The following is a 2,825-nucleotide window of genomic DNA, read 5'->3' as shown; positions in this document are numbered from 1 at the left end:
TCTACTCGTTCAGTTGCAGCCAGCCGATATTAACCAGAACGACTTCCATACTCGTGTGAGTTTGCGCATTTATCGTGAAACGCTTTCGCGTTTTTCGTGCGCCGCTCAAGTACAGGCCAGATTCGCGTCTTGCAGGAGGGAATCGGTTCTCCGGTGCAAACATGGTATCATACTGCGCACGCCAGTCCCAATAGCGTTTTTCATAGGCGATATTTTCAGTGCTCATTGAGATACCTCGCCAGTTTTTTCTCCAGCAGTTCCGTCATATCATCGCAAAGGCGCTTTACCTTGTCCTGCTCATGGGCGTAGTACCAGATGGTTTCCTCACCGGGGTGGAGCAGGAGCTGCGTCGCCGTCCGCTTCCTTCCAGAACTCGCCCAGTACGCAATACCGCTCTCCATGAATGGTCAGATCAAACATCCCAGAAAGGGAAAGGATCACACCTGTGGATACATGGATGCCCGCGGTAGGCCAGGAAAAACTTCCGCGCTTGGGCCGGAAGTGTGAAGTTCAGCACTCTTTCTTGATCTGCGATCTGCTCCTCAGTGGCGGCGAGCTTGATACGCATCAGAGGGATCAAGCACCTTTGACAACGCCTTGGAGAACTTGGGGTATCGGCAAAATAACTCCGGGTGGTTGGCCTTGAATTCCTTTTGCTTTTCCCGCTGCCACTCGCTTTTGCTCCTCGCAGAAAGCGTCCAGCTCCGCCAGATACCGCTCCTGGTAGAGATTGCTGGCCTCAAATGCTGTGCCGCTCTTTTCCAGAATGGCGATGGCTCCCTTTTGGCTGGTAAGTACCGGAACCCACTGGAAACCATGCTGGCAGGGCTTCAATTTCAGAAATTCTCCCCGATTGAGCAGGGGTTCCAGTTCCGGCTCATGTTTGTCCCACCAGCCCCGCCAGCTTTCGGGAGTTTCTCGCCCCTCGGCTAAGTCCAGGAGTTTTGCTGTCAATGTTTCTTTGTTCATAGGTGCGACACTCTCTTTCCCAGCCGTCACTATACTTGTGATTCCATGACTTCGCCATCATCGTTGATGTAAGTGTAATGAATAAAATCCTCATCCACAAGTAACAGGTACGGACTGAAAACTTCCCATTCATCATGATCGCTCATGATATCAGCATATTTTCCGAATATATAAATCTGAAATAAGGCGGCTGTTCCCATCAAAAAGCACAAGTAGACATTCCTGTGGGGATACGGGCAAACTTCTTTGATTGCCAGTTGCCCCGGCTGTTCAAAATCAAGTTTTGAGATGAAGGTTTCGAGTTTGGCCAATTCCGATTCATCCGCATACCTGTATTTTCTGGAAAAATGTTTGATGCTTTTCGTGAGATGGTCTTTGTATTGCAGTATCTCTGCTCTTTTCTGCTGTATCTTGAGCTGCACTTTTTTCTGTGCCAAAAGCTCTTTTCTATCATGATCCATAGTCCATTCCTCTGTTTCAGAGAGCGCAGGAATAGATGCTCATGGCCCCATAATCAGTGTGCAGGACAAGTCCGCACCCCGTAAAGGCAAAATTCGTCTGCCGCACCACAAAGGGATCGTCAATGGAGGCCAACAGCTGGACGCTGCTGGTATCCCACAGCTCTATGGGTGAGCTGCCCCGCTCCTGCTGAATGGCCATCAGGCTGCCCCTTATCCGTACCATGCAGGTATCCGAAAAGCTCAGTCCCTGCTGGACAGAAAACGGGAAGGGATTGGCCATTTCCTCTCCGGTCTGGGTCAGATAGAACTTGCCACCCACAGAAAAGCACTGGTCATCCGGGGAGAAGAAGGGATGCCAGCCCTCATTGGGGATCACTACTTTTTGGGCGGACTTCAGATCAACCAGCACATACTCGCCTTCGGTGACGTGGTATGCCGCTTTGCTCTGCCGGGGAGAGAGCATCCCAAAGCAATAATAGGCAAAATTCGGGTCTTTCGACTTCCTACATTTCACGGCTTCCCGCCATACCTCAGTGTTGCTTCCAAAGTCAAAGACGACGATCTCCTCGCCCGTGTACCATCGAGCCAGGTCGCCGCTCTGATCCAGCATAGTCTTCATGCTGTTTTTCTTGTTGGCAAAGGGCGTAATCTCATGGGTACGGAGGAGACTGCTGGAGAAGATAGCTGTTGTTCAGCAGCAGGGTATCATTGGGGCAGAGAATCTGCTCATAAGTCATTCTTCTTGGCGCCCAGGGAAACCGTTTCGAGGGGTTCCCCGTTGCCATCGAAGTGATGAGGATCTCGTCCTCAAAATCGCCGGCCACCCTCGTGACGGAAGAAGTCATCCCGTGTGAGGGCAGTAGCCAGTGGCATGAAGCCGTTGCTGTCCTTTCCAAGACAAACCGGTGGCACCGTGCTTCTCCAACGGCGGCGTCCAGATTCTGATAGACAAATCCTTTCCGCATTTGGCCCATCATGGCGCTGGCCGCCTTGCTTTTGACCTGAAAGGCGGAGTCGCACGGGATCTTCCTTGACCTTCCCGCCATTCAAGCAGGTTCGGATGGTTTGATCATCTATTTCAATTCGCCACTGTTTGTTCGTGGCGGGGTTGATAAAGGTTTTTTACGATCATGGCTTTGACTGTTCCTCCCTTCGGATCAGGATGCTCTTTCCCTCGGCGTTGATGCCGTATAGGTCGTCCAGATGGATGTGGAATCCATCCTCACGAATGGTTTCCGCCATACCCAAAACGGCTTTCGCCAGCAGGAGCAGCCCGGCTCGGTTGCCCGTACACTCTAACTCTAGACTCTGCTATCATGGATGGTGAAGGTGAGATGAGCAACCGGTCCCGCTGGGAGGATAGGCAACTGTTCATAATTCAGTTCAATGGTCGTG

Annotated in this window: 7 protein-coding genes; all 7 read right to left on the bottom strand. The window is 51.6% G+C overall.

Annotated features, from left to right (window positions below):
- Position 1: 1 nt before the first annotated feature.
- Complete coding sequence (locus tag ACGCCZ_RS06995; protein ID WP_411655647.1) at positions 2-226, bottom strand: hypothetical protein; 225 nt, start codon at positions 224-226, stop codon at positions 2-4.
- On the bottom strand, positions 216-401 hold the full coding sequence (locus ACGCCZ_RS06990) for a hypothetical protein (RefSeq protein WP_411655646.1): 186 nt from the start codon (positions 399-401) through the stop codon (positions 216-218). The genes ACGCCZ_RS06995 and ACGCCZ_RS06990 overlap by 11 nt, the downstream gene beginning before the upstream one ends.
- Before the next feature lie 175 nt (positions 402-576).
- The gene (locus ACGCCZ_RS06985) at positions 577-969 is read right to left on the bottom strand and encodes a hypothetical protein (RefSeq protein WP_411655645.1); all 393 of its coding nucleotides are present in this window, start codon (positions 967-969) and stop codon (positions 577-579) included.
- Between the two features lie 29 nt (positions 970-998).
- Positions 999-1,430, bottom strand: coding sequence for a hypothetical protein (locus tag ACGCCZ_RS06980; protein WP_054323119.1), 432 nt, complete (start codon positions 1,428-1,430; stop codon positions 999-1,001).
- 16 nt (positions 1,431-1,446) lie between these two features.
- Entirely contained in the window at positions 1,447-2,049 is a 603-nt protein-coding gene (locus ACGCCZ_RS06975; RefSeq protein WP_411655644.1) for a hypothetical protein, read from the bottom strand.
- Between the two features lie 31 nt (positions 2,050-2,080).
- The gene (locus tag ACGCCZ_RS06970) at positions 2,081-2,407 is read right to left on the bottom strand and encodes a hypothetical protein (protein ID WP_411655643.1); all 327 of its coding nucleotides are present in this window, start codon (positions 2,405-2,407) and stop codon (positions 2,081-2,083) included.
- Between the two features lie 151 nt (positions 2,408-2,558).
- A complete protein-coding gene (locus ACGCCZ_RS15800; protein WP_425117355.1) occupies positions 2,559-2,678 on the bottom strand; it encodes a hypothetical protein in 120 nt (39 codons plus the stop codon).
- Positions 2,679-2,825: the final 147 nt, after the last annotated feature.

Source organism: Anaeromassilibacillus sp. SJQ-1 (genome assembly GCF_046693725.1).
GTDB lineage: Bacteria > Bacillota > Clostridia > Oscillospirales > Acutalibacteraceae > Anaeromassilibacillus.
This window is presented reverse-complemented; position numbering and strand designations above follow the sequence as displayed.